General features: G+C 72.6%; 1 protein-coding gene. It reads right to left on the bottom strand.

All coding sequences use genetic code 11. From position 1 onward, the window contains the following. Positions 1 to 1206 (bottom strand): sensor histidine kinase (locus DMC18_RS17375; RefSeq protein ID WP_233248196.1); only part of this gene is annotated, 1206 nt, incomplete at both ends.

A 1206-nucleotide genomic window follows, 5' to 3' on the forward strand; every position in this document is an offset into this window, starting at 1 on the left:
GCCCGACAGGTCGCGGGCGGCGCGGGGCTTGGGCGGCTCGGCGGCCACCACGGCCGCGGCGGCGGCCTGGGCCGGGGTCGGCTCGTGCACGGGCAGGAAGATGCGGAAGGCTGCGCCCTCGCCCGGACGGCTGTGGACATGGATCCAGCCGTCGCTCTGCTTGACGATGCCGTAGACGGTGGCCAGGCCCAGGCCCGTGCCCTCGCCCACCGGCTTGGTGGTGAAGAACGGGTCGAAGATCTTGCCCATCACCTCGGGCGGGATGCCGGGGCCGTCGTCGCTGACCTCGATGAACGCCTGGTCGCCCTCGGCGCCGGGGAAACCAAGACTACGCGCCTCGTCCTCGTTGAGGCGCGCGGTGCGGATGCGCACGACGCCGCCCCCCTTGGCCGCCCGCACGGCGTCGCGGGCGTTGACGGCCAGGTTCATGACCGCCGTCTCGAGCTGGCTCTTGTCGGCCCGCACCTGCGGCAGGTCACGGCCGTAGTCGGTGATCAGCTTGACGTCTTCGCGCAGCAGGCGGCGCAGCAGGACCTCGAACTCCGAGATCAGCTCGCCCAGCTCGAGCACTTCGCGCTGGACGGTCTGCTTGCGCGAGAAGGCCAGCAGCTTGCGCACCAGGTCGGCGGCGCGCACGCCGGTCTGGCGGATCTCGTTGAGGCCTTCGTAGGACGGATCGCCCACCGGGTGGCGGTGCAAGAGCTCGTCCAGGCGCAGCTGGATGGCGGTCAGCAGGTTGTTGAAGTCGTGCGCCACGCCGCCGGCCAGCTGGCCGATGGCCTGCATCTTCTGGGCCTGGGCCAGCTGCAGCTCGATCTGCTTCTGCTCCGAGACGTCGATCAGATAGGCCACCAGCCGCCCTTCGGCGCGGTAGAGATAGAGGTGGGCGATGCGCGAGGGATCGCGGGCCAGGCGCACCTCGAAGGGGCCGGCCTTGCCCTCGGCCAGGCGGGTCTCGGCCTCGGTGCGCGACGGCGGGTCGATCAGCTCGCCCAGGGTCATGCCCGCGCGCACCGCGCCGGTCATGGCCGAGAGGGCCGGGTTGGCTTCCAGCACCTGCGAGTTGAAGGGGTCCAGCCCCTCCAGCAGGGCCGCGCCGAACGGCGAGGCGCCGGAGAAGGCGTCCAGGGCGCGCGGCGGCGGGGCGGCCTGGGGGATGGGAACGGCGACGGGCGGCAGCGGTACGGCCACGGGCTCGGCCGCGAC

Origin of the sequence: Caulobacter sp. D5 (assembly GCF_003185805.1) — a bacterium.
In the GTDB taxonomy this organism is placed as follows: Bacteria; Pseudomonadota; Alphaproteobacteria; order Caulobacterales; family Caulobacteraceae; genus Caulobacter.